At 60.1% G+C, this 25765-nt stretch carries 20 protein-coding genes; 18 read left to right on the forward strand and 2 right to left on the reverse strand.

All coding sequences use genetic code 11. The annotated features are described in order from the left end of the window. The first annotated feature begins 9 nt into the window (after positions 1-9). The 13 genes from cmk to ACEQFP_RS01090 all read left to right on the forward strand — a co-directional run bounded on the left by cmk (position 10) and on the right by ACEQFP_RS01090 (position 14853). Positions 10-687, forward strand: coding sequence for a (d)CMP kinase (gene cmk, locus ACEQFP_RS01030; RefSeq protein WP_005287520.1), 678 nt, complete (start codon positions 10-12; stop codon positions 685-687). A gap of 224 nt (positions 688-911) precedes the next feature. Continuing rightward, positions 912-2582, forward strand: a complete 1671-nt coding sequence (gene rpsA / locus ACEQFP_RS01035; protein WP_005287513.1) for a 30S ribosomal protein S1 — start codon at positions 912-914, stop codon at positions 2580-2582. A gap of 88 nt (positions 2583-2670) precedes the next feature. Next, positions 2671-2955, forward strand: a complete 285-nt coding sequence (gene ihfB / locus ACEQFP_RS01040) for an integration host factor subunit beta (RefSeq protein WP_005287510.1) — start codon at positions 2671-2673, stop codon at positions 2953-2955. A gap of 473 nt (positions 2956-3428) precedes the next feature. Next, on the forward strand, positions 3429-5729 hold the full coding sequence (locus tag ACEQFP_RS01045) for a DNA internalization-related competence protein ComEC/Rec2 (protein WP_396463734.1): 2301 nt from the start codon (positions 3429-3431) through the stop codon (positions 5727-5729). A 36-nt stretch (positions 5730-5765) separates the two neighbouring features. Then, positions 5766-7520: a lipid A ABC transporter ATP-binding protein/permease MsbA gene (gene msbA / locus ACEQFP_RS01050; RefSeq protein WP_035600690.1), complete on the forward strand. Its 1755-nt coding sequence runs from the start codon at positions 5766-5768 to the stop codon at positions 7518-7520. Beyond that, complete coding sequence (gene lpxK / locus ACEQFP_RS01055) at positions 7517-8512, forward strand: tetraacyldisaccharide 4'-kinase (protein ID WP_035600693.1); 996 nt, start codon at positions 7517-7519, stop codon at positions 8510-8512. The genes msbA and lpxK overlap by 4 nt, the downstream gene beginning before the upstream one ends. Positions 8513-8817: 305 nt before the next feature. Then, positions 8818-9027: a cold-shock protein gene (locus tag ACEQFP_RS01060; protein WP_005296986.1), complete on the forward strand. Its 210-nt coding sequence runs from the start codon at positions 8818-8820 to the stop codon at positions 9025-9027. 217 nt (positions 9028-9244) lie between these two features. Further along, entirely contained in the window at positions 9245-9454 is a 210-nt protein-coding gene (locus ACEQFP_RS01065) for a cold-shock protein (protein ID WP_005287486.1), read from the forward strand. A 263-nt stretch (positions 9455-9717) separates the two neighbouring features. Then, the gene (locus ACEQFP_RS01070; protein WP_005287482.1) at positions 9718-9894 is read left to right on the forward strand and encodes a Trm112 family protein; all 177 of its coding nucleotides are present in this window, start codon (positions 9718-9720) and stop codon (positions 9892-9894) included. Beyond that, entirely contained in the window at positions 9894-10646 is a 753-nt protein-coding gene (gene kdsB, locus ACEQFP_RS01075; protein WP_370547348.1) for a 3-deoxy-manno-octulosonate cytidylyltransferase, read from the forward strand. Before ACEQFP_RS01070 ends, kdsB begins: the two co-directional genes overlap by 1 nt. 120 nt (positions 10647-10766) lie before the next feature. Next, a complete protein-coding gene (locus tag ACEQFP_RS01080) occupies positions 10767-11660 on the forward strand; it encodes a YcbJ family phosphotransferase (protein ID WP_068870808.1) in 894 nt (297 codons plus the stop codon). 369 nt (positions 11661-12029) lie between these two features. Then, the gene (locus ACEQFP_RS01085; RefSeq protein ID WP_005296993.1) at positions 12030-13436 is read left to right on the forward strand and encodes a nucleobase:cation symporter-2 family protein; all 1407 of its coding nucleotides are present in this window, start codon (positions 12030-12032) and stop codon (positions 13434-13436) included. A 46-nt stretch (positions 13437-13482) separates the two neighbouring features. Then, on the forward strand, positions 13483-14853 hold the full coding sequence (locus tag ACEQFP_RS01090) for an 8-oxoguanine deaminase (protein ID WP_035600701.1): 1371 nt from the start codon (positions 13483-13485) through the stop codon (positions 14851-14853). Positions 14854-14871: 18 nt separating this feature from the next. Here the strand turns inward: ACEQFP_RS01090 and ACEQFP_RS01095 are convergent, their stop codons facing one another. Beyond that, positions 14872-15156, reverse strand: a complete 285-nt coding sequence (locus tag ACEQFP_RS01095) for a hypothetical protein (RefSeq protein WP_226086003.1) — start codon at positions 15154-15156, stop codon at positions 14872-14874. Beyond that, positions 15153-15950 (reverse strand): envelope biogenesis factor ElyC, encoded by a 798-nt coding sequence (gene elyC, locus ACEQFP_RS01100; RefSeq protein ID WP_035600704.1) that lies wholly within the window; start codon positions 15948-15950, stop codon positions 15153-15155. The genes ACEQFP_RS01095 and elyC overlap by 4 nt, the downstream gene beginning before the upstream one ends. Positions 15951-16144: 194 nt before the next feature. On the opposite strand from elyC, the gene cmoM reads away from it, so the two are divergent. From cmoM to ldtD, 5 genes are all read left to right on the forward strand, one after another. Beyond that, positions 16145-16930, forward strand: coding sequence for a tRNA uridine 5-oxyacetic acid(34) methyltransferase CmoM (gene cmoM, locus ACEQFP_RS01105; protein WP_005287462.1), 786 nt, complete (start codon positions 16145-16147; stop codon positions 16928-16930). Beyond that, entirely contained in the window at positions 16927-18249 is a 1323-nt protein-coding gene (gene mukF, locus ACEQFP_RS01110) for a chromosome partition protein MukF (RefSeq protein WP_005287459.1), read from the forward strand. Before cmoM ends, mukF begins: the two co-directional genes overlap by 4 nt. Beyond that, positions 18230-18961, forward strand: coding sequence for a chromosome partition protein MukE (mukE, locus tag ACEQFP_RS01115; protein ID WP_005297001.1), 732 nt, complete (start codon positions 18230-18232; stop codon positions 18959-18961). The genes mukF and mukE overlap by 20 nt, the downstream gene beginning before the upstream one ends. Beyond that, positions 18958-23415, forward strand: a complete 4458-nt coding sequence (gene mukB / locus ACEQFP_RS01120) for a chromosome partition protein MukB (protein ID WP_370547349.1) — start codon at positions 18958-18960, stop codon at positions 23413-23415. Before mukE ends, mukB begins: the two co-directional genes overlap by 4 nt. 450 nt (positions 23416-23865) lie before the next feature. Beyond that, positions 23866-25518, forward strand: a complete 1653-nt coding sequence (ldtD, locus tag ACEQFP_RS01125; RefSeq protein WP_370547350.1) for a L,D-transpeptidase — start codon at positions 23866-23868, stop codon at positions 25516-25518. Positions 25519-25765: the final 247 nt, after the last annotated feature.

Genomic DNA, 25765 nt, shown 5'->3' on the forward strand with positions numbered 1-25765 from the left:
GAGACAAGAATGACGGCGATAGTTCCGGTCATTACCGTAGATGGGCCAAGCGGCGCGGGTAAAGGGACGCTATGTAAGGCGTTGGCGCAGGCCTTTGGCTGGCATTTACTCGACTCCGGTGCGATTTATCGCGTGCTGGCGCTGGCGGCGCTGCATCATCAGGTCGATATCGATTCAGAAGAGGCGCTGGTGCCGCTGGCGGCACACTTGGATGTGCGTTTCGATGCCAGCCACGGGGACCTGCGGGTGGTGTTGGAGGGGGAGGATGTCAGCACGGCGATCCGTACCGAAACCGTCGGCAATACCGCGTCGCGGGCCGCCGCCTTCCCGCGGGTGCGTGAGGCGTTGTTGCGCCGTCAACGCGCCTTCCGTGAGGCTCCGGGCTTGATCGCCGATGGCCGCGACATGGGCACGGTGGTGTTCCCCGATGCGCCGGTCAAGATCTTCCTGGACGCCAGCGCCGAAGAACGCGCCCAGCGTCGCATGTTGCAGTTGCAGCAGAAGGGCTTTGATGTTAACTTTGAAAGTCTTTTAGCTGAAATTAAAGAGCGTGATTTCCGCGATCGTAACCGTGCCGTCGCCCCCTTGGTGCCCGCCGCGGATGCGCTGTTGCTCGACTCGACGATGATGTCGATCGATGAGGTGATCACGCAGGCATTGGCCTATGCGCGCCAGCATCTGGCGTAAGCAGGCATTCACGGCGATCCGGCGTTGCCGGCGGCAAGGATGGCCATCGGGAGAATTTTACCCGCTGTCTATTGTTGTTATTGATAAATTGTTCGTTTAGCTGTGAAAAACGTTGTATAATTAGTACCCCTCGTCGCGATGGAATGCAGCGAGGTATGTTAAATAACCCCGTCTGGCCGGATGCCGGATGGACGTTCAATTAAAGAATCCTGAAGATTATCAACATGACTGAATCTTTTGCTCAACTCTTTGAAGAATCCCTGAAAGAAATCGAAACCCGCCCGGGTTCCATCGTTCGTGGCGTTGTTGTTGCTATCGACAAAGACGTCGTGCTGGTTGACGCCGGCCTGAAGTCTGAGTCTGCCATTCCGGCCGAGCAGTTCAAAAACGCTCAGGGCGAACTGGAAATCGCGGTAGGCGACGAAGTTGATGTGGCTCTGGATGCAGTAGAAGACGGCTTCGGCGAAACTCAGCTGTCCCGCGAGAAGGCTAAGCGTCACGAAGCTTGGCTGATGCTGGAAAAAGCTTACGAAGAAGCTGCAACTGTTACCGGTGTGATCAACGGTAAAGTGAAGGGTGGCTTCACTGTAGAGCTGAACGGTATCCGTGCGTTCCTGCCGGGCTCCCTGGTAGACGTGCGTCCGGTGCGTGACACTCTGCACCTGGAAGGCAAAGAGCTTGAGTTTAAAGTTATCAAGCTGGACCAGAAGCGCAACAACGTTGTAGTTTCTCGTCGTGCTGTCATCGAGTCTGAAAACAGCGCAGAACGCGATCAGCTGCTGGAAAACCTGCAGGAAGGCATGGAAGTTAAAGGTATCGTTAAGAACCTCACTGACTACGGTGCATTCGTTGATCTGGGCGGCGTTGACGGCCTGCTGCACATCACTGACATGGCTTGGAAGCGCGTTAAGCATCCGAGCGAAATCGTCAACGTTGGCGATGAAATCACCGTTAAGGTGCTGAAGTTCGACCGCGAGCGTACCCGTGTATCTCTGGGTCTGAAGCAGCTGGGCGAAGATCCGTGGGTCGCTATCGCCAAGCGTTATCCGGAAGGGACCAAACTGACCGGCCGCGTGACCAACCTGACCGACTACGGCTGCTTCGTTGAAATCGAAGAAGGCGTTGAAGGCCTGGTTCACGTATCCGAAATGGATTGGACCAACAAGAACATCCACCCGTCCAAAGTGGTTAACGTGGGCGACGTCGTGGAAGTTATGGTTCTGGATATCGACGAAGAGCGTCGTCGTATCTCCCTGGGCCTGAAGCAGTGCAAAGCTAACCCGTGGCAGCAGTTCGCTGAAACCCACAACAAGGGCGATCGCGTTGAAGGTAAGATCAAGTCAATCACTGACTTCGGTATCTTCATCGGTCTGGAAGGCGGCATCGATGGTCTGGTGCACCTGTCCGACATCTCCTGGAACGTGGCTGGCGAAGAAGCCGTTCGCGAATACAAGAAGGGTGATGAAATCGCTGCCGTTGTTCTGCAGGTCGATGCAGAGCGCGAGCGTATCTCCCTGGGCGTTAAGCAACTGGCGGAAGACCCGTTCAACAACTACATCTCTCTGAATAAGAAAGGTGCAATTGTTACTGGTAAAGTCACCGCAGTTGACGCGAAAGGTGCTACAGTTGAATTAGCTGATGGCGTAGAAGGCTATCTGCGTGCTTCTGAAGCTTCCCGCGACCGCGTTGAAGATGCGACTCTGGTTCTGAACGTAGGCGACGAAGTTGAAGCTAAGTTCACTGGCGTTGATCGCAAGAACCGCGTTGTAAGCCTGTCTGTTCGTGCTAAAGACGAAGCAGAAGAGAAAGATGCTATGGCTGCCGTAAACAACCAGGACGATGCAAACTTCTCTAACGCAATGGCTGAAGCATTCAAAGCAGCTAAAGGCGAATAATGATGAGGGCGGCGTAACGCCGCCCTGTAACGGTAGTTAAGCTGCATCGTGCGTTCTCCTTTCTTGGGAGACACAGCTTGGAGGATATATGACCAAGTCAGAACTCATTGAAAGACTTGCCAGTCAGCAACCCCATCTGCCTGCGAAGGCCGTTGAGGATGCGGTAAAAGAGATGCTGGAACACATGGCCGCCACACTGGCCGATGGTGAACGCATTGAGATCCGTGGTTTTGGCAGTTTTTCACTTCACTACCGTGCTCCCCGGATCGGTCGTAACCCGAAAACCGGTGAAAAGGTGGAGCTGGAAGGTAAATACGTTCCCCACTTCAAGCCGGGTAAAGAGTTGCGCGATCGGGCAAACATCTACGCTTGATTGCGAATCGAATCGATTAAAATGGCGCCGCTTGGCGCCATTTTTCTATTCAGCGTACCAGCGTACGCCCCGTTTACGGCCTGGCGCATGTGTCTAGGCACGCGATGCGCCCAGGTCGGCCTACGTGGCCTGACGTAGGTAACGATGCGTCGAGGATGCACTATCTTCGCGCGTGTGCGCCATCGTCCTCTCTTTTTCCCCACTGCCGCGTTAAGGATGAGCTGGCCAGCGAGTGGGACCCACACCGTCCCGATCGAGATGGGCATGCTGTTGCTCCACCATGAATGACGTCCTGCGCTCGTCCTCGCGCCCATCGGCCCCCTCCACTATGGCAGAGGTTAATCTCTCGGCCGACTTGCCGCTGTCGCCTGCCTCAATGCGATGTGCTGGGGGTGTCGATGTCGCGCTTTCCCTGCGGCGGTGCCCGCACTGCTGTGCCGTGCTGAGGTGATCGCGGGGGACAAGTCGGCACAATGTCCTTTTGCCGAGGAGGGGAGGTGATGGGGGCGGCGACGGCATTAGGTTACCTGGCGGCCGGCATGTTGCCGTTACTCTGGCTGACGACGCTACCCACGCGTGGGGCTTCGTTACTGCTGCTGATCTTCGGGCTAGCAGCGGCTTGCTGGCATCATCCCTGGTTACTGCGTCTGGGTTTACTGAGTCTGGGGTTGCTCTGGGGCAGCGAGCGGGCGCAACTGGCGTTACAACCGTTAACCTATGCGGATCGTCAGGTGACGCTAGAGGGGCGGATCGAGACACCCTACTTAGGCGAGGAGACGTCGCGCCACGCGCTCTACCTGTGGGTCACACGCCTCGATGCGCGAACCATTGCGCCATTCCGTCTACGGCTCTATTGGAACGCGACGCGCTTCCCCTATGCCGCCGGACAACGCTGGCGTATCACGTTGACCCCACGGGCGTTGCATGGCTCGCTCAATCCGGCGGGGTTCGATCGCCAACGCCATCAGTTGGCGCAGGGGGTGGTATTGAGTGGGACGCCCCGTCGTTACCAGCGTCTCGATGCTCAGCGTTCGCTACGCCAGCGTGCCATCGATCAGGCCTGCGCACGTTGGGGAACGCATCCCGCCTTCCCACTGCTATTGGCATTGGTGTATGGCGAGCGGGGGCGTTTGACGAGCGAGCAGCAGGCGCTGTTGCGTCATAGCGGGATTCTGCATCTGCTGGCGATATCGGGGCTACATATCGCCTTGGCCGCGGGGTTCGCCGCCGCCCTCTGGCGACTCCTCTGCCTCGGCTTACCGCTGCGCTGGCAGACGCCGTACCCGCCTCTGCTGTTGGCCTTGTCTGCCGCCTGGGGGTATGCCTGGCTGGCCGGTTTGTCGCCGCCGACACTGCGTGCCGCGCTGATGGTGACGCTGTACCTGGTATGGCGCTGGGGTGGGCGCCAGGCGGCGCCGCGCGATATCTTGACCCTGACACTGTCCTTAACATTATTGCTCGATCCGCTGTTGCTGTTATCCAGCGCATTATGGCTGTCGCTGGGCGCGGTGGCGGCCTTATTGCTCTGGCACGATGGCTGGCCGTTTCGCCCACGTTGGCGCTGGGCAGGGTGTAACGCGCTGGGGCGATTGTTACATCTCCAATGGGGATTATTGCTGCTGTTGACGCCGTTACAGCTGCTGTTATTCCATGGACTCAGCTGGAGCGCGCCAGGGGTCAATCTGCTGGCGGTGCCGTTGGTATCATTGGCGGTGATGCCGTTGGCGTTGGCGGGATTACTCCTGACACTCGTGGTATCGCCGACGCTGGGCGCGCTGGCCTGGCAGGCCGCGTTGTGGTTGCTCGATGGATTATTGGCGCTGTTGACTCGCCTGCCCGATGGGTGGCTCTATCTGTCTGAGCCGACATTACTGGCGGCCTGCTGGGTGCCGTTGATGGTGCTACTGTGGTCATGGCGCCAGGATGGATGGGATGCTGGGCATGCGTTATTGGCGAGCCTGTTGGCGTTGACGGGGCCGCTCGCGGAACGCGCTGAGGCTGAGGCGACGGGCTGGCGGGTGGAGATGATGGATGTCGGGCATGGCCTAGCGGTGCTGATCCAGCGTCATGGTCACGCCTTGCTGTACGATACCGGTGGGCGCTGGCCGGGGGGCGATGCGGCGCGTCAGACCTTACTGCCTTACCTACGTTGGCGCGGCCTGATCCTGGATGGGATGATCATCAGCCACGCCGATAGCGACCATGCCGGAGGGCGTGCCAGCCTACAGCGGGCCTATCCGTTAGCGTGGGTCGCGTCGCCCGATCCTGCCGATCGTCCATGCCGTCAAGGGCTACACGCCTATTGGCGGGGGTTGCGCCTGGCGTTTCTTTGGCCTCCTCGCCCGGTAGCGACGCCACGTAATAATGATTCTTGTGTGCTGCGTTTGCAGGGGCCGGGTGGGACGCTGTTGTTGACTGGGGACATCGAGGCGATCAGTGAACAGGCCTTGGTCGCCAGCGGTGCTTCGCTGCGCGCTGCGCTGCTACAGGTTCCCCATCATGGCAGCGCGACCTCTTCGTCGCCCGCTTTGCTACAGGCGGTACGTCCCGCTGTCGCCTTGGCCTCGGCCGCGCGCTACTCCGCGTGGCACTTTCCGGCGCCGGCGGTACGCCAACGTTATCGTCAGCAAGGGATCGCTTGGCATGATAGCGCTCATGACGGGATGATCCGCGTCGACTTTTCCAGCGCGGGCTGGCAGATCCGCGCTCAACGCTCACAAATAGATGCACACTGGTATCATGCTTGGTTTGGCGTTACTGAACATAACGGGTAAAATAATCCGCTGTTTCATTCTTAACTGGTTTATTACATGCTGCATGATAAAGATCTCTCGACCTGGCAGACCTTTCGCCGCCTGTGGCCGATGATCAACCCTTTCAAGGCTGGGCTCATTGTGGCCTCGGTCGCGTTGGTGATCAATGCCGCCAGCGATGCCTACATGCTGTCGCTATTGAAGCCGTTGCTGGACGATGGCTTCGGTAAGACCGGCTCCGACATCTTGAGGTGGATGCCGTTTGTCGTGATCGGGCTGATGGTGATCCGGGGTATCTCCGGGTTTGTCTCCTCCTATTGTGTCTCTTGGGTGTCTGGCAAGGTGGTGATGAATATGCGCCGCAAGCTGTTTTCCCACATGATGGGGATGCCGGTCTCTTTCTTCGATCAGCAGTCGACCGGTACGCTCCTGTCGCGTATCACCTACGACTCCGAGCAAGTCGCCTCGTCGGCATCGGGTGCCCTGATCACCGTGGTGCGCGAGGGTGCCTCGATCATCGCCTTATTCTGCCTGATGTTCTATTACAGCTGGCAGTTGTCGGTGATCCTGATCGTGTTGGCGCCGATCGTGTCGTTCGCTATCCGTTATGTCTCCAAGCGTTTCCGCAACATCAGTAAGAATATGCAGAACTCGATGGGGCAGGTGACGGCCAGTGCCGAGCAGATGTTGAAGGGGCACAAAGAGGTGTTGATCTTCGGCGGACAGCAGGTCGAAAGTGAGCGCTTCAACAAGGTCAGCAACCACATGCGTCAGCAGAGCATGAAGATGGTGACGGCCTCGTCGATCTCCGATCCGATCATCCAGTTGATCGCCTCGTTTTCGCTGGCCTTCGTGCTGTATGCCGCCAGCTTCCCGAGCGTGATGGAGACCTTGACCGCCGGGACCATCACCGTGGTGTTCTCCTCGATGATCGCCCTGATGCGCCCACTGAAGTCGCTGACTAACGTCAACTCCCAGTTCCAGCGTGGGATGGCGGCGTGTCAGACGCTGTTTGCCATTCTGGATATGGAGCAGGAGAAGGACGAAGGTAAACTCGTCCTGACCGCCGATCATGCCAAGGGCGATATCCATTTTGAGCAGGTGACCTTTACCTATCAGGGCAAAGAGGCGCCGGCGTTGCGGGATATCAGCTTGACCATCCCGGCCAACAAGACGGTCGCGCTGGTCGGCCGCTCCGGCTCCGGCAAGTCGACCATCGCCCATTTAATGACGCGTTTCTACGATATCCAACAGGGTAAGATCCTGATCGATGGCCATGATTTGCGTGAATATACCTTGAGCTCGCTGCGTGATCAGGTGGCGTTGGTTTCGCAGAGCGTGCATCTGTTTAACGATACCATCGCGAACAACATCGCCTATGCGCGTGACCACGTCTACACGCGTGAGCAGATTGAGCATGCGGCTCGTCTGGCCTATGCGATGGACTTTATCGACAAGATGCCGCAGGGCTTGGATACCATCATCGGCGAGAATGGCGTGATGCTGTCCGGTGGCCAGCGTCAGCGTATCGCCATCGCGCGTGCGCTGTTACGCGATTGCCCGATTCTGATCCTCGACGAGGCCACCTCGGCGTTGGATACCGAGTCGGAGCGAGCCATTCAGGCGGCGTTGGACGAGTTGCAGAAGAACCGTACCTCGCTGGTCATCGCGCATCGCTTGTCGACCATCGAAAACGCCGACGAGATCCTGGTGGTGGAAGACGGCTGTATCGTAGAGCGTGGCGCTCACCGAACCCTGCTGGATAAGGGAGGCGTCTACGCCCAGCTTTATCGGATGCAGTTCGGCCAATGATCGCGCGTATCTGGTCTGGGCGCTCACCGCTTTACCTATTGCTGCTGCCTTTCTCCTGGTTGTACGGTCTGATCGCCTGGTTACGCCGCCAGGCTTATCGGCGTGGTTGGCGGGCGGTGTGGCGCGCGCCATTGCCGGTGGTGGTGGTCGGCAACCTGACGGCGGGTGGTAACGGCAAGACACCGCTGGTGATCTGGTTGGTCGAGCAGTTACAGCAGCGCGGCTACCGGGTCGGGGTGGTCTCGCGCGGTTATGGCGGTCATGCGGCGCACTATCCGCTGGTGTTGGATAGCACGACGACCAGTCAGGCGTGCGGCGATGAGCCGTTACTGATCGCTCAACGTACCGGGGCTCGCGTGGCGGTGGCTCCCCAGCGTAGCGCCGCGATTCAAGCGCTGTTGACGCAAGGGGCGTTGGATGTGGTGATCACCGACGATGGCTTGCAACATTACGCGCTAGCGCGCGACATGGAGCTGGTGGTGGTCGATGGCGTCCGTCGTTTCGGCAATGGCTGGTGGCTACCGGCAGGGCCGATGCGTGAGCGGGCTTGCCGACTGAAGACGGTCGATGCGGTGATCGTTAACGGAGGGGCGGCGCATCCCGGCGAGATCCCGATGACGCTCTGCGGTACGACCCTGGTCAATCTTCGTAGCGGTGAACGGTGCGATGCCGCGATGCTGACGGGGGAGGTGGTAGCGATGGCGGGTATCGGCCACCCACCACGCTTCTTCCAGACGTTGATGCAGCTAGGGCTGACGCTACAGGCGACGCATGCCTTCGCCGATCATCAGTCCTATCAAGCCTCGACGCTGGCGGCGCTGACGCCGCAGGGGCAGGCGTTGCTGATGACGGAGAAAGACGCGGTGAAGTGCCGTGCCTTTGCCCAAGATAATTGGTGGTACCTTCCCGTGAGCGCCGACTTGCCTCCGGCGGAGGGCGAGGCGTTATTGGCGCGTATCGCCGCGCTGATCGCTCGGCGGCGCGCTATCTGAGGCTGGCTGGATACCCCCGTCGATGGTCGGCGGGGGACATTTAGTGGTTTTATGTCTCCACAGAGAGATTTTCAGAGAAAAAACGTCTTGCTCAATCGTCAGCTTTATGCGTAAATGGTGTTGGCCTGTAAAACAGACCCGATTTATGTACGACATGAGAATAATGCTGTTACTCTTTTAAGACGTTATCCTTGGTGATTCCGCTTGTTCGAGAACCCTCTTCTTAGTGCCACCCATAAGTTAGTTTCTGCATTCGGCCTAACCCCCCGATGGGGCAATTTCAGTTAAAATTTAAGGTAATTCAAATGTCTAAGAAGACTGGTCAGGTAAAGTGGTTTAACGAAAGCAAAGGCTTCGGCTTTATCGAGCAGCATGACGGCGGTAAAGATGTATTCGTACATTTCTCTGCCATCACCGGTGACGGTTTCAAAACGTTGGCTGAAGGCCAGCGTGTAGAGTACACCATTCAGGACAGCCCGCGCGGGCCGGCTGCCGCCAACGTCGTCGCTCTGTAATTACACGGTGTGACACGTGACAACGCACAATCGTTAGCTCGGCGACCTCTTCGCTGGTGACGTGCGTTGTTCTCGAGAAAGCCCGCCTTAATGGTGGGCTTTTTGTTTATTTGGGATTCACCAAGGCTCAACGGGGTTGATAACGATAACTTGATAGAGCATGACCACCCAGAGCGGGCACTGCCGGCGCGGGTGTAGAGAAAGAAGGATAAAAATAATGACATTAAAGATGGGTTTCGTGAAGTGGTATGACCCGAGTGCGGGTCTGGGTGTCATCTCTCCCCTCGATGGTGGGGATGATCTGTATGTTAGCCGTACCGCTATCGCCAGCTCACGCAATAAGCTACTGCGTGAGGGGCAACGGGTCGAGTTTTCGACACCGCGTGGTCGCCGCAGCCAGATCGCCGAAGATGTGATCGCCTACTGATGTACCGTGCAGCCAGCGTTTTCCCTACTTGTTTCACCGCTGGCTGCTGATAGTCCCTCCTGTTCACTCCCGCTACACCGACCTTTTCCCCACCCCTGTTGTATCCCATCCCCGACTGACGTGTATCGATGAGTGTGTCCGCGACGGCGGCGATTATGTGAACCAAGCAGAAACGGCACGTGTCAACGGATGATAAATTCCCTCGAAGGGGGTATGCTAACGCCACTTGTGGATAGCAAATTGGTAGCTAGGACCCTTTACACATGGATCACCGTTTACTCGAGATTGTTGCCTGCCCCGTCTGTAACGGAAAGCTCGTGTTTGACCAAGAGCATCAGGAGCTGGTTTGTAAGATCGACCGTTTGGCCTTCCCACTGCGTGATGGCATCCCCGTGATGTTGGAGTGTGAGGCTCGTACTTTGCCATTGGAAGAGAACTGATGAGTTTTATTGCGATTATCCCCTCGCGTTATGCCTCGACCCGCCTGCCGGGTAAACCGTTGGCCGATATCGCGGGTAAGCCGATGGTCGTGCGGGTGATGGAGCAGGCCCGAGCCTCTGGAGCCCATCGCGTGATCGTCGCGACGGATCACCCTGAGGTGCAGCAAGCCGTGTTGCAGGCCGGAGGCGAGGTGTGCATGACGCGCGCCGATCATCACTCTGGGACGGAGCGCCTGGCCGAGGTCGTGGAGCGTTGTGGCTTCGCCGACGATGACATCATCGTCAACGTGCAGGGCGATGAGCCCTTGATTCCACCGGCGATTATTCGTCAGGTGGCCGAAAACCTGGCGCGCAGTGAGGCCGGGATGGCGACCTTGGCGGTACCGATCCATGAGGCGGCCGAGGCGTTTAATCCGAATGCGGTGAAGGTGGTGCGTGACCATCAGGGCTATGCCCTTTACTTCTCCCGCGCCACGATTCCTTGGGATCGTGAGCGTTTCGCCGCCTCACAGGCGCAGATCGGCGAGAGTTTCCTACGCCATATCGGTATTTACGCTTACCGGGCGGGTTTTATCCGCCGTTATGTCACCTGGGCACCCAGTGAGCTGGAGCAGATCGAGATGCTGGAGCAACTGCGCGTGTTGTGGCATGGTGAGAAGATCCATGTGGATGTGGCGTTGCAGGTGCCGGGGCCGGGGGTCGATACCCCGGAGGATCTCGCCCGTGTGCGCGCCATCGTGACACAAGGCTGAATGGTCAGTTAACCGAAGAGAAAAGCGTGCGATTGCACGCTTTTTTGATCTTACTGGGCGTGTGAGCGGCGATTTTTGCTCATGATAGATCGAGATGACGAGCCGATAAGGGAGGCGGGGATGGAGGCACTGAGGGCGGAATTGAGCGCGGCGTTGGGTGAGCCCATCGGCCGTATGGAGCAGATCAGTGAGCAGCCTTATGCCTATCTGTATGCCCTCTATACTCGCCAGGGCGCGGCGATCCCGCTGGTCGCCAAGAGCTATCTATGCGCCGGCGTAGCGCAGCAAGAGGCCTACAAGCTGTCGATGCTAGCGCGCCAGGGGACGGTGCGTCTGCCGGCGGTATTCGGCGTGCTCACCACCTGTCAGGCGCCGTTTCAGGAGATCTTGCTGATCGAGCGGCTGCGCGGTGTCGCCGCCGAGGCACCGGCGCGTAACCCGGCGCGTTGGGAGAGTCTGAAGGAGCAGATTGTCGAGGGGCTGTTGGCGTGGCACCGGATCGATAGCCACGGTTGTGTGGGGAATGTCGATAGCGTGCAGGAGAACGGCTGGCCACAGTGGTATCAGCAGCGCGTAACGGTGATCTGGTCGTTGTTGGATGCGGCGCGTATGGGCGCGCTCTCGATGCCGGTACGCCGCGCCCTGTTCCGCAGCCAGGCGCAGCTGGATACGCTGTTCAACGGCTTCGACGATAGCGCGGTCTTGGTGCATGGTAACTTGACGCTACGCAGCATCCTGAAAGATAGTCGTAGCGATCAGCTGCTGGCGATGCTCAATCCCGGAATGACGCTATGGGCCCCGCGCGAATACGATCTGTTCCGTCTCAGCGAGGATGAGCCGTCGGCCGATCTGCTGGCGAGTTATCTCCGTAAGGCACCGGTCAGCGAAGCGTTTATGGCACGGCGCTGGCTGTACATGCTATGGGAGGCGACTAACCGCTACCTGCATACGGGTGTGCAAGAACAGGCGGTATTGACGCGCGCCGCCCAGCAGTTGCTTCCCTGGTTGGGCTAATCGCGCGCATTGCCCGCGTTGCTGCGCGGGTAATCACTTTGAGCCAATCGTTGCAGAAATGATACGCCGCGCTACCACTTTGATAGCGTCGAGCAAACGTTTAACCTTTCGTGCCCCCTCATCGGCACCATCCTGCGCTTACCGCGGGGATAAATGTGACTCCCTCCTCAAATCTCGTTTCACTTTTACCTGACTGACGTTTTAACCGTTAAACGCGCACGCTCTGTGCATGGTGATAGGACTATCGTCCGCCACCGGGTGGGCGATCTGCGTGCCATGATCGATGCACCCGATGAATCAGGGGAAGCGTATGCCTCTCGAATCGTAGCCGGCGGCCGTCGCCGTCGTGCCGTAAGGAGTGATGAGTCCATGAGCGTCATGAAGAACCCGCCGGCGGCCAGCGAGAGCCAGCCCGTCGATGAAGTCGAACGTAAGCTACCTATCGTGCAGCTTTTTACCCTGGGATTGCAGCATGTTCTGGTGATGTATGCCGGGGCGGTGGCGGTGCCATTGGTGATCGGGGGCAGCCTCGGCCTACCCAAGGAGCAGATCGCCTTCCTGATCAGTTCCGATCTGTTCTGTTGTGGGGTGGTAACCCTGTTGCAATGCCTGGGGATCGGCCGTTTCGCCGGTATCCGTTTGCCGGTGATCATGTCGGTGACCTTCGCCGCCGTGACGCCGTTGCTGGCCATCGGCGCCGATCCGACCATCGGCCTGACGGGGATCTTCGGTGCGACCATCGCCTCGGGGATCCTGGCAACCTTGATGGTGCCCCTGGTCGGGCGTCTGATGCCCCTTTTCCCCAACGTGGTCACCGGGGTGGTGATCACCTCCATCGGCATCAGCATCATGCAGGTCGGCATCGATTGGGCCGCCGGCGGCAAGGGGAATCCCAACTACGGTAGCCCGCTCTATTTGGGCACCTCGCTACTGGTGCTGGTGTTTATTCTGCTGGTGACCCGCTATGCCAAGGGGTTTCTCGGCAATATCTCGGTGCTGCTGGGCATCGTCTTCGGCTTTGTGCTGGCGTTGGGGATGGGCGAGGTCAACTTCAGCGGCCTGGCTGACGCCTCCTGGTTCGCCCCGATCCATCCTTTCGCCTTCGGTTTCCCGACCTTCGAGCCAGTCTCGATCATCACCCTGACGGTGGTGATGTTGATCACCTTCATCGAGTCGATGGGGATGTTTCTGGCCCTGGGCGATATCGTCGGTCGCCCGGCCAAGCAACATGACATCGTGCGTGGCTTACGGGTCGACGGCATCGGTACCATCATCGGTGGCATGTTCAATAGTTTCCCCCATACGTCGTTCTCGCAGAACGTCGGCCTGGTGAGTGTGACCGGCGTCGCCAGTCGTTGGGTGTGCGTGATGTCCGGGGTGATCCTGTTGATGTTCGGCTTGATCCCCAAGATGGCGGTGGTGGTGGCCTCGGTGCCGCAGTTTGTGTTGGGCGGGGCCGGTATCGTGATGTTCGGCATGGTATTGGCGACCGGGATCCGCATCCTCTCCCGCACCGACTTCAGCCATAACCGTTTTAACCTGTATATCGTCGCCATCAGCCTGGGGGTCGGCATGATCCCGACGGTATCACAACACTTCTTCAGCCAGTTACCGTCCGCGCTCCAGCCATTGCTGCACAGCGGCATCCTGTTAGCCAGTGTCAGCGCGGTGGCGTTGAACCTCTTCTTCAATGGTTATCAGCATGATGAGCGGGTGGTGAAGATGCGCGCAGAGCGGCGGGCGGCTAAGCAAGAGAGCCCGTCAGAAGCGTCTTAGTGGCGAACCATCGCCCGATGGTCGCCGAGTCACGAGAGGGAAGGGTATGCACAACAAGAAAACGCTGATGATTAAGAATGCCGATCTGTTGGTCACCATGGACGATCAGCGGCGTGAGATCCGCTCAGGCTGCATGCTAGTCGAGGGTTGTCGCATCGTGGCGGTGGGCGGTGAGGAGCTGCTGGCGGCCGGTGCCGATGAGGAGTTGGATCTGCGCGGCCATGTGGTGATCCCGGGGATGGTCAATACTCACCATCACATGTTCCAAACCCTGACGCGTGCGCTGCCGGGTGCCCAGGATGCGGAGCTGTTCGACTGGTTGGAGACGCTCTACCCGGTGTGGGGGCGGCTGACGCCGGAGATGATCTACATCTCGGCGCAGACGGCGATGGCCGAGCTGATGCTTTCTGGCTGCACCACCTCGAGCGATCATCTCTATCTCTTCCCCAACGGTTGCCGCCTGGACGACAGCATCGATGCGGCCCGCGAGATCGGCATGCGCTTCCATGCCTGTCGCGGCAGCATGAGTGTGGGGCGCAGCCGCGGCGGCTTACCGCCCGATGCGCTGGTGGAGTCGGAGGCGGCGATCCTGGAGGATTCGCTGCGCCTGATCGAAAGTTACCATGATGCGGCCCGTTTCAGCATGCTACGTATCGCGCTGGCGCCCTGTTCCCCCTTCTCGGTCAGCCGCGAGTTGATGAAGCGCAGCGCCGAGCTGGCGCGTCGTCACGGCGTGTCGCTGCATACCCATCTGGCGGAGAACGACAACGACGTCAGCTACAGTCAACGTCATTTCGGCATGACCCCGGCGGAGTATGTGCGCGACCTCGGCTGGACCGGCCCGGATGTCTGGCATGCACACTGCGTCAAACTCGACCCCGAAGGGATCGCGCTATTCGCCAGAACCCAGACCGGCGTGGCCCATTGTCCTTGTTCCAACATGCGATTGGCCTCCGGTATCGCCCCGATCCGCCAGATGGTGGATGCCGGTGTCCCGGTTGGCATCGGGGTGGATGGGTCGGCCTCCAACGACGGCGGTTCGTTGCTGGCGGAGGTGCGCCAGGCGATGCTGTTACAGCGTGTCGCCAGTGGGCCGCAGGCGATGAGTGCGCGCGAGGCGTTATGGCTGGCGACGCGTGGCGGCGCGCAGATCCTCAACCGCGATGACATCGGTTGCTTGGCGCCGGACATGGCGGCGGACTTCGTCGCCTTCGATCTACGTGGCTTGGGGACCGCCGGGGCGCGGCATGATCCACTGGCCGCGTTGCTGTTCTGTAACCCGGGGAATGTAGCGCTGAGCGTGATCAATGGCCGGGTGGTGATCCGCGACGGTCAGTTACAGACCATCGATCTGCCGCAGGTGATCGCGAAGCATAACCGTTTGAGTACGCTGCTGTTGCATTCTCATGCGTTGTAGGACACCGCCGTTCAGTCGTTAGCGTGTCTGTCGCAGCCAGCGCCGGCACGCCAGATAGACCAGCAGCGGTAAGGGCAGCAGGCAGGCGGCACCGGCCAGCAGCGCCGCCTGCGTGTTGAGGCCGGTGGTCCAGGCGAAGAAGAAGCCCAGCATGCTGATGGTCTCCAGCGGGTTGCCATTCAGGGCGACATTCTGCGGCTTGGAGAGCGCATCGAACAGCAGCACCTGGCATTCGATGCTCAACAGCGCGGCGAGCAGGCTGACGAGGCGAGGATGGCGGCGTAATCGGGCCAATGACATCATGATTTCTCCTGTATCGCCGCTGGGCGGTGATCCTGCGTCTGGCCGAGGAGCCCTTGCCAGAGACGGCCTAGCGTCTCATACCAGGCGCGCTCACTATGGCCAAGGTAGAGCGGTGACGGAATCCAACGCTCCCAAGGGTTAAGGGGGCTGGTGATCGCCAACTGGTTGGCGGGGGCGGGGATGGGATCGAGCCCCTGATGGCGGAAGAAGCGCAACGCGCGCGGTAGATGGTTAGCTGACGTCACCAGAATCAACCGGGCGTGGCCGACGCGTTCCGCCACCGCCTCGGCCTCCTGCGCCGTGTCGCGCGGGCTATCCAATACGATGATGCGTTGTTCCGCGACGCCCAGCGAGCGCGCTACCTGCGCCGCGACGGCGGCGCTGCTGTAGGGATTCCCTCGTGCCGCCGCGCCGGTCAGGATCAGCTGTGCTTGGGGGTTGAGTGCGAGTTGGCGTATCCCCTCCGTCAGCCGCGCCAGGCTATTGTTGATCAGGTTGGAGCTGGGGGCCCACTGTGGGTTATAGGTATAGCCACCGCCCAGCACCACCACGTAATGCGCCTGCTGGCCGTGATTGAGGGTCGGATACTCCGCCTCCAGCGGCGCCAACAGGCGATCGGCCAAGGGTTGCAGGCTGAGTAGGAAAATTCCCAACCAAGCGAGCGAAACCAACACTTTCCCCATACGCTGATGGCGGCTGAACCACAATAGCGCCAGGCCAAGCGCGCATAGCGACAACAATAAGGGCAACGGTAGCAGTAGCGTACCGATCACTTTTTTTAGCGCAAACAGCATGGCTAACGCCCTCTTTTGAGTGAAAAAACGTCATTCGCATCGAATATCAGACTGATAATATTCATTCTACGATAGTCTGTGTCAAAATGGACCCTTTATCCTTCGGTGGCGTCACGTAACGCCGGGCCACCGACGGGGCGACGTCGTCGCCCCCAGTCACCCGTGGTACGGCGGCGGGATGCGGAGTGAGGAGCATGCAGGATCGTAATTTTGACGATATCGCGGATAAATTTGCGCGTAATATTTATGGCACCACCAAGGGGCGTATCCGTCAGGCGGTTCTGTGGCAGGATCTGGAGACGCTGTTGGCGACCTTACCGCAACGTCCGCTGCGTATCTTGGACGCCGGCGGCGGGCAGGGGCAAATCGCCTGTCAGCTGGCGGCACGCGGCCATCAGGTGATCCTGTGCGACATCTCCGAACAGATGCTGGCGCGTGCGGCGCAACATGCCGCCGAGCAAGGTGTTAGCGCGCGCATGGAATTGGTACAAAGTCCGGCGCAGGAGATGCATCACCATTTGGCCGCACCGGTGGATCTGGTATTGTTTCATGCCGTCCTTGAATGGGTGGCGGAGCCACAGGCGGTACTGGCGGCGTTGGAAAAATGTTTGGCCCCGGGTGGGGCGCTGTCGTTAATGTTCTATAACTACAACGGACTACTGATGTTGAATACCCTGGTGGGGAATATGGAGTATGTGAAGCGCGGCATGCCGAAGCGCAAGCGGCGCTCGCTCTCGCCCGATCATCCGTTGGATCCCGTACAGGTCTACGACTGGCTGGCACAGCTGGGATTGACCATCAGTGGAAAAACCGGGGTGCGGGTCTTCCACGACTACCTGCGTGACAAGAGCCAACAAGAGGGGGCCTTTGACGACTTACTGGCGCTGGAGCAGCGCTACTGCCGTCAGGAGCCCTTTGTGAGTTTAGGGCGCTACATCCATGTGATGGCGCACAAAGGTGACATTAAGGATCCATTATGAGCGATTTTTCCCAGACGGTACCGGAGCTGGTTGCCTGGGCGCGCAAAAATGACTTCTCCTTAAGCTTACCGACGGAGCGGCTGGCTTTTCTGCTGGCCATCGCCACCCTGAATGGCGAGCGTTTAGATGGTGAGATGAGCGAAGGAGATCTGGTCGATGTCTTCCGTCATGTCAGCAAGGCATTCGAACAGACGCAGGAAACCATCACCCAACGCGCCAACAACGCGATCAACGACTTGGTTAAGCAGCGTCTGCTTAATCGCTTTACCAGCGAGCTGGCGGAGGGGAGCGCAATCTACCGTCTGACGCCGCTGGGGATCAGTCTCTCCGACTACTACATCCGCCAGCGTGAGTTCTCAACACTCCGTCTGTCGATGCAACTCTCCATCGTCGCACAGGAGCTGCGCACGGCGGCCGAGGCGGCGGAAGAGGGGGGCGATGAGTTTCACTGGCAACGTAACGTCTTTGCGCCGCTGAAGTACTCGGTGGCAGAAATCTTCGACAGTATCGATCTGACCCAGCGTCTGATGGATGAGCAGCAACAGGGGGTGAAAAGCGACATCGCCGGGCTGCTGAATCAGGATTGGCGGGCGGCGATCTCCAGTTGCGAGCTGTTGCTGTCGGAAACCTCCGGTACGCTGCGCGAGTTACAGGACACGCTCGAGGCGGCGGGTGACAAGCTACAGGCGAACCTGTTGCGTATTCAGGAGGCGACCTTAGGCCAGACGGCGTTGGAGTTCGTCGATAAGCTGGTGTTCGACTTGCAGGCCAAGCTGGATCGGATCATCAGCTGGGGGCAACAGGCGATCGATCTGTGGATCGGCTATGACCGCCACGTCCACAAGTTTATTCGTACCGCCATCGATATGGACAAGAACCGGGTATTCGCCCAACGTTTACGCCAGTCGGTACAGCACTATCTCGATGCCCCCTGGGCGCTGACTTACGCCAATGCCGAGCGTCTGTTAGACATGCGTGACGAGGAGCTGATGCTACTCAATGCGGAGGTGACCGGTGAGTTGCCGCCCGATCTGGAGTATGAGGAGTTCTCGGAGCTGCGTGAGCGGTTGGCGGCCCTGCTCGAACAGGAGTTGCAGGTGTATCGCCAGGAGCAGCGCCCGCTGGATCTTGGCCGCGTGTTGCGCGACTACCTGGCGCGCTATCCGCGTCAGCGCCATTTCGACGTGGCAAGAATTTTGGTTGACCAGGCGGTGCGCCTGGGTGTAGCCGAAGCAGATTTCACCGGATTGCCGGCCCAGTGGCAGGCGATCAATGAGTACGGAGCCAAGGTACAGGCCCATGTCATCGACAAATACTGAAAACACGATGCCGGCCAAGCTGGCGCAAGCGGTATTCAATCCGCTGTTTCCCGCGCTGGATAGCCAGCTGCGAGCAGGGCGCCACATCGGCATTGACGATCTGGATAATCACGCCTTCTTGATGGATTTCCAAGAGGAGCTGGAGCTGTTCTACGGGCGTTATAACGTGGAGTTAATCCGCGCGCCGGAGGGCTTCTTCTACCTGCGTCCGCGTTCTACCACCCTGATCCCGCGCTCGGTGCTCTCCGAGCTGGACATGCTGGTGGGCAAGATCCTCTGCTATCTCTACCTCAGCCCGGAGCGGCTGGCCCACGAGGGGATCTTCAGCCAGCAGGAGTTGTACGACGAGCTGCTGACCCTGACCGACGAGAATAAGCTGCTCAAATTGGTGAATCAGCGCTCGACCGGTTCCGATCTCGACCGGCAGAAGTTGCAGGAGAAGCTGCGTACCTCGCTGAATCGCCTGCGTCGCTTGGGCATGGTCTTCTTTATCACCAATGATAGCAGCAAGTTCCGCATCACCGAGTCGGTGTTCCGTTTCGGCGCCGATGTGCGCAGCGGTGACGACGCCCGTGACGCCCAACTGCGCCTGATCCGTGATGGTGAGGCGGTCAGGCTGGAACCATCGTTGGCGCTGAATGAGGACGGCGAGGGGGCCGAGTATACCCCGACGGAGCTGGAATCCGAGGATGCGGAGGATGAACAGGAATGATTGAACGCGGTAAGTTTCGCTCGCTGACCCTGGTCAACTGGAACGGCTTCTTTGCCCGGACCTTTGATCTGGACGAGCTGGTCACTACCCTCTCCGGCGGTAACGGGGCGGGGAAATCCACCACCATGGCAGCCTTTGTCACCGCCCTGATCCCGGATCTGACGCTGTTGCATTTCCGCAACACCACCGAAGCCGGCGCTACCAGTGGTTCACGCGACAAGGGGTTGCACGGTAAGCTGCGCCCCGGTGTCTGCTATGCCGCGTTGGATGTGGTCAACTCGCGTCATCAGCGGGTACTGGTGGGGGTACGCCTACAGCAGGTGGCCGGACGTGATCGTAAGGTCGACATCAAGCCCTTCGCCATCCAGGGATTGCCGACGGCGATCCAGCCGACGCAGCTACTGACCGAGACGGTGGGCGAGCGCCAGGCGCGCGTGCTGCCGCTGGCGGAGCTGAAGGAGCGCGTCGAGGCCATCGAAGGGGTGCAGTTTAAGACGTTTAACTCGATCACCGACTATCATGCGCTGATGTTCGATCTGGGCGTGGTGCCGCGTCGTCTGCGCTCCGCCGCGGATCGCAGCAAGTTTTATCGTCTGATCGAGGCATCGCTGTATGGCGGTATCTCCAGCGCCATCACCCGTTCGCTGCGTGACTACCTGTTGCCGGAAAACAGTGGGGTGCGTAAGGCGTTCCAAGACATGGAGGCCGCGCTGCGCGAAAACCGTATGACGCTGGAGGCCATCCGGGTCACGCAGTCCGATCGCGATCTCTTTAAGCACCTGATCAGTGAGGCTACCGCCTACGTGTCGGCGGACTATATGCGCCATGCCAACGAGCGGCGCAGCCATCTGGATCAGGCGCTGACCCTACGCCGCGAGCTGTTGGGGGGGCGTAAGCAGCTGCTGAGTGAGCAATACCGTCACGTGGAGATGGCGCGTGAGCTGGAGGAGCAGAACGGCGCCGAGTCCGATCTGGAAACCGATTACCAGGCGGCGAGCGATCACCTTAACCTGGTGCAGACGGCGATGCGCCAGCAGGAGAAGATCGAACGCTACCAGGGCGACCTGGAGGAGCTGAGCTACCGCCTGGATGAACAGAGCGAAGTGGCTGCCGAGGCGCAGGAGCAGTACGACACCTGGCAGGAGCGTAGCGAGGCGGCCGAGGCCGAGGTTGACGAGTTGAAGAGCCAGCTGGCCGACTACCAGCAGGCGCTGGATGTGCAGCAGACGCGCGCCATTCAGTATCAACAGGCGCTCCAAGCCTTGGAGCGCGCGCAGACGCTGTGCCAGTTACCGGCGCTGAGCGCCGACGATGTCGACGGCTGGCTGGAGACGTTCGCGGCGCGCGAGCAAGAGGCGACGGAGCTGTTGCTGCAGTTGGAGCAGAAGCTGAGCGTGGCCAATGCCGCGCACAGTCAGTTTGAACAGGCCTACCGTCTGGTATGTCAGGTGGTGGGCGAGGTGAGCCGCAGCGAGGCGTGGCAGGCCGGACGTGCACTGTTACGCGAGTGGCCGGCGCTGCAGCATCAGGCACAGCGCGTGGGCCCGATCGGCATCCGTCTAGCCGAGCTGGAACAGCGCCTCAATGCGCAACAGGATGCCGAGCGGCTGTTGCAGGAGTGCGTCAAGCGCAGTGGGCGTGAATGTGATATCCAGGCGCTGGACACGCTCCAGGCCGAACTGGAGGCGCAGATCGACAGCCTGAGCCAACAGGCGGCAGAGGCGGGCGAACGCAGCATGGCGTTGCGTCAGGAGCTGGAGCAGAGCGCCGAGCGCGTGAAGTGGCTCAGCGCCCGTGCCCCGGCCTGGATCGCGGCACAGGAGGCGTTGAACGCACTGGAGTCCCAGTGTGGCGAGACGCTGGAGGATAGCCGCGCCGTCACCGATCAGATGCAACAACTGCTGGAGCGTGAGCGCGAATACACCGTCGAGCGCGATGAGGTCGCCGCCCGCAAGGGGGCGCTGGAGCGTGAGATCGAGCGGCTCAGCCAGCCTGGCGGCGCCGAGGATGCGCGCCTGATCGCCCTGGCCGAACGTTTCGGTGGGGTACTGCTGTCGGAGATCTACGACGACGTCACCCTGGAGGACGCGCCTTACTTCTCCGCCTTGTATGGCCCGTCGCGTCATGCCATCGTGGTGCCGGATCTGGCGGCGGTACGCGCCCAGCTCGCCGGGCTGGAGGAGTGCCCGGAAGATCTCTATTTGATCGAGGGGGATCCGCAATCGTTCGACGACAGCGTCTTTGCCGTTGAGGAGCTGGAGAAGGCAGTGGTGGTGAAGATCGCCGATCGCCAGTGGCGTTACTCGCGCTTCCCATCGCTGCCGCTGTTTGGCCGCGCGGCGCGTGAGAGCCGCCTGGAGACGCTGTATGGCGAGCGGGAGGCCCTCGCGGAGCGCTACGCCACGTTGTCATTCGACGTCCAGAAGATCCAGCGTCTGCATCACGCCTTTAGTCGTTTTATCGGCAGCCATCTGGCGTTGGCCTTCGAGGCCGATCCGGAGCAGGAGCTGCGTCAGTTGCAGCAGCGGCGTGGCGAGATCGAACGAGAGTTTGCCGGCCAAGAGGCGCAGACGCAGCAGCAGCGTCAACAGTTGCAGCAGGCGCGCGAGTTGATCGGCCTACTCAATCGCCTGGCACCGCAGGCGGCGTTGTTGGCGGACGAGACGCTGCCCGACCGCGTCGCTGAGCTACGCGAAGAGCGGGAGCAGGCGCAGGAGGCGGCGCGTTATCTGCACCAGCATACCGCCGCGCTCACGGCGTTGGAGGCGGTGATCGAGGTGTTGCAGAGCGATCCGCAACAGCACGAGCAATTGCAGCAGGACTACCAGCAGGCGCAGCAGGCGCAGCGTCTGGCGAAGCAACAGGCCTTCGCCCTGACGGAGGTCGCCCAACGGCGTGCGCACTTCAGTTACAGCGATGCGGTGGGCATGCTGAGCGAGAATGCCGACCTCAACGAGCGTCTGCGTCAGCGTCTGGAACACGCCGAGGCCGATCGTAGCCGCAGTCGCGAACAGTTGCGTCACCATCAGGCTCAGCTGGCCCAGTACAATCAGGTGTTGGCCTCGTTGAAGAGCGCCTTCGATGCGAAGCGTGACATGTTGCAAGAGCTGCAGCAGGAGATGCAGGCGATCGGGGTGGCGGCGGATGCGAATGCCGAGGCGCGCGCCCGCGCGCGTCGTGACGAGTTGCATGCCGCCCTGAACGAGAACCGGAGTCGCCGTAATCAGTTGGAGAAGCAGATCACCATCTGTGAGGCGGAGATGGAGGCGCTAATCAAGCGGCTGCGTAAGGTGGAGCGCGACTACCATCTGCTGCGCGCTCAGGTGACCCAGGCCAAGGCGGGCTGGTGCGCGGTGATGCGTCTGGTGAAGGATAACGGTGTCGAGCGCCGGCTACATCGGCGTGAGCTGGCCTATATGGACGCCGAGGAGCTGCGCTCCATGTCGGATAAGGCGTTGGGCGCCCTGCGTCTGGCGGTGGCCGATAATGAACACCTGCGCGACGTGTTGCGCCTGTCGGAAGATCCGAAGCGGCCCGAGCGTAAGGTGCAGTTCTATGTCGCGGTCTATCAACATCTGCGCGAACGTATTCGCCAGGATATTATCCGCAGCGACGACCCGATCGATGCCATCGAGCAGATGGAGATCGAGCTGGCGCGGCTGACGGAGGAGTTGACGGCGCGCGAACAGAAGTTGGCCATCAGCGCGCGCAGCGTGGCGAACATCATCCGCAAGACCATCCAGCGCGAGCAGAACCGCATCCGTATGCTGAACCAGGGATTGCAGTCGGTGGCGTTTGGTCAGGTGAACAGCGTGCGCCTCAACGTCAATGTGCGTGAGACCCACGCCATGCTGTTGAATGTGCTCTCCGAGCAGCAGGAGCAGCATCAGGATCTGTTCAATAGCCAGCGTCTGACCTTCTCCGAGGCGTTGGCCAAGCTGTATCAGCGCCTGAACCCGCAGATCGACATGGGGCAGCGCACGCCGCAGACCATCGGTGAGGAGCTGCTCGACTACCGCAACTATCTGGAGATGGAGGTGGAGGTCAATCGCGGCTCCGATGGTTGGCTGCGCGCCGAGAGCGGGGCATTGTCGACCGGGGAGGCCATCGGTACCGGGATGTCGATCCTGGTGATGGTGGTGCAGAGTTGGGAAGAGGAGTCGCGTCGTCTGCGCGGTAAGGACATTTCCCCCTGCCGCCTGCTGTTCCTCGACGAGGCGGCGCGTCTGGATGCCAAGTCGATCGCGACCCTGTTCGAGCTGTGTGAGCGTCTGGAGATGCAGTTGATTATCGCCGCGCCGGAAAACATCAGCCCGGAGAAGGGCACCACCTATAAGCTGGTGCGTAAGGTGTTTAATCACACCGAGCATGTCCACGTGGTCGGGTTGCGCGGCTTCGCGAGCGAGCGCACTGGCGAGGTAGCGGAGACACTACACCAGGAGGCGTCGGCCTGACGGGCGCATATGGTGTAAAGCGGGTGTGAGTGTGCGCCCATGACGGCCCGCTGGTTGCGGGCCGTCAGCTTTCTGCCCCGCTGGCTGATTGATGATATGCCGCCTTCCCCCTAATGCCGCTGACTCGCTTGTCTCCGCCCGGCACGCGCGTGCCGCGCTCCGAAAAATGCCGTAGCCCTTTAATTCACACTATCTTTTACTAATGTAGTGAAATACATTGCAATCAATCTGTCGTGGCTAGACTTTTTGCCCGGCACATTTTTTTGGCAAAATAACCGGTAGTTTTATCGAGTCGCGCCTGGACACTCTACGGGGCACGACTCTGCACTCCGCAAGACTTGGCCGATGGCGGTATTACGCCTGCCGGGCAGCCCAATGGCGGTTTATCCTGTATAATTGGTTGTATGTGCCTGACAGTATTGCTGTTGGCAAGATGGGAGCAAGGAAGTCATGCTGAGCGCGAGATTCGCTTTTCACCGGCGTCTGGCCGGAACGTTGTTAGCGGTGACGCTGTTGCCGTGGGGGGGAAGTGCATTAGCCGAGGAAGGGGGAGCATCCCGAGAGGCGCCCCAGGCACTATCCCCGTCGACGCCTGCCGCCGAACTACAGTCATGGCTGCCCGCCGGGATCACGCTACATTATGGCCCGCTGTTGGCACAACTGTATGCCGCCAATCAGATGCAGCCGATGTGGCGAGATAACGAGGCGCGGCGTGACTTTCAACAGCAGTTGGCGGAGCTGGCGCTGGCTGGTGTGCAACCCCAGTTTGCGCGTTGGGCCGATGAGCTGACGGATGAGCGCATCCAGGGCATGGCGCGCGACGTGTTGCTATCCGATGCGTTGCTGGGCTACCTGCAGTATGTCGCCGGGGTGGGAGCCAATGGCGAGAGTTGGCTATATGGCGGCAAGCGCTACACGCTCGCGACCCCGCCGACCGGTTTAGTCGACAATTGGCAACGAGCCTTGCATCAGGGAACCCTGACGGTGTTCATCCGTTCGTTGGCGCCCTCCAGTCCACAATACCCGGCGATGCGCGCCGCCTTAGCGACCTTGCTGGGCGAGAGCCAACCCTGGCCGAAGCTGCCCAGCGGGCCGACGATCCGCCCGGGCGACAGTAGCCCCGCGTTACCGATCCTGCGTGAGATCTTACGGCGGAGTGGCGTGTTGTCGGCGAATCAGGCGGACGAGGGGGAGGTTTACACGCCAGCGTTGGTGGCGGCGGTGAAGCGCTTCCAGCGAGATCAGGGATTAACGCCGGATGGCGTCATCGGCCCGCGTACCTATGCCTGGCTCAATGTCACTCCGCAACTCCGCGCCGCACTGCTGGCACTGAATATCCAGCGCCTGCGTATCCTACCGGCGGCGATGCAGACCGGCATTATGGTCAATATTCCCAACTACTCGCTGATCTACTACCGTGATGGTAAGGATGTGTTGGCCTCGCGGGTGATCGTGGGGCGGCCGAGCCGTAAGACACCGCTGATGAACAGCGAGCTGAATAACGTGGTGGTCAATCCGCCGTGGAATGTGCCGACCAAGCTGGTGCGCGAGGACATCGTGCCCAAGGCGATGCGCGATCCCGGTTACTTCGATCGCCACGGTTATACGTTGCTCTCCGGTTGGAGCAGCGACGCGCAGGTGATCAACCCCTATATGATCGACTGGAACAGTGTCTCGGCGCGCAACTTCCCCTACCGGGTGCGTCAGGCGCCGGGGGCGAGCAACTCGCTGGGACGCTTCAAGTTCAATATGCCGAGCCAGGATGCCATCTATCTGCACGATACGCCGAATCATGCGCTGTTTAATCAGGACATCCGCGCCCTCAGTTCCGGCTGTGTCCGGGTGAATAAGGCCTCGACGCTGGCGGATATGTTGTTGGCTGATGCCGGTTGGAGCGATCAGCGCGTCGCGGCGGCGTTGCAGGCGGGGAATACCCAATATGTTCCGATCCGCCAGCCCATTCCGGTGCGTCTCTATTATCAGACCGCGTGGGTGGATGGCGATGGGGCGCCGCAGTTCCGCACAGATATTTACAATTATGATCAGCTGGCGCGTGAAGGGAGCCGCAGCGCCGCGCAGGCACGTCAGCTTTTCCATCTGTAGCAGGTGGTTATCCCGCCGCTTTGCACTTAGTCACGGCGGTGAAACGGGCAAAAATTTTGTGATGGCCGGCGGCGGCGGCCATCTGGCTGGTTGACGCCGTCTGAAGGGGCAGTTAAGGTGCGCAAATAGGATGCCGCGCAAACGCTTTCACCTCCCGCATCATCAGGGGGAGCGCGTGGCGCAAGGCATTAAACGATAGGGGCCGGACAGGCCCCACTTTGTGCGCATTAGGCGTGACGTTCAGCGA

This window comes from Edwardsiella sp. A.80236, from assembly GCF_044540725.1.
GTDB classification, from domain to species: Bacteria; Pseudomonadota; Gammaproteobacteria; order Enterobacterales; family Enterobacteriaceae; genus Edwardsiella; species Edwardsiella tarda.